Raw genomic sequence first — 713 nt, forward strand, 5'->3', positions numbered from 1 at the left:
GTATCAGTTGTGCCACTAAAAGTTTTGATTCCTGACAAATTTAATTGGCTGTTTGTGGCATATAAATCTACCTCTTTTAGGGCGGTGAGTTTTTTTGCTTCAACTTCACCACCATCTTTGACCATAATATAGGAAGGGCTGGAAACATCTTTGCCTGAAAATGTCTTTAAGTTGGGTAACTTGACTATGCTTTTATTTCCTTCCGCTAAAATGTCTGTGTCGTTTCCTAAAGTTGTTAAGCCATTCAAACTTAAAGAGCCACCCCCTTTAGCTGCCAAAAATAAATCCTGAATATTAGGATTTCCCTTTGAGAAATTGATTTTGACGCTCTCCCCTATGGCTTCCACAGTTACATTATCGCTAGAGTTGGGAACTTTGCCACCACTCCACTTGCGCGGGTTATACCAATCCCCACTACCTCCAAGCCAGGAAACATTTGCTTGTTCGATCGCCACTTCTTCCCCACCCAAAACAACGATCGCACTATCATCCTCACCCCACAATGCCAATAATTCCGATTCGCTCAACCCCTGACCCACAACCAAATTCGCGAAAATATCCCCCTCATCCCCAGGAGAATCGATCGCATTCATTTCAGCATCAATATAATGACCATATTCTTCCAACAAAACAGAAGCGATCGCATTTACATTCCCCGAATTCTCATCCACCAACTCCTGAGACAAGTAAATCGTATTCGTAGCAGCAGCAAA

At 42.5% G+C, this 713-nt stretch carries 1 pseudogene; it reads right to left on the reverse strand.

Annotated features, from left to right (window positions below):
* Positions 1 to 713, reverse strand: a pseudogene (locus LKE08_RS14130) (hypothetical protein); the annotation flags it as partial.

Source organism: Lyngbya sp. CCY1209, assembly GCF_035615495.1.
Taxonomy (GTDB): Bacteria; Cyanobacteriota; Cyanobacteriia; order Cyanobacteriales; family Microcoleaceae; genus Limnospira.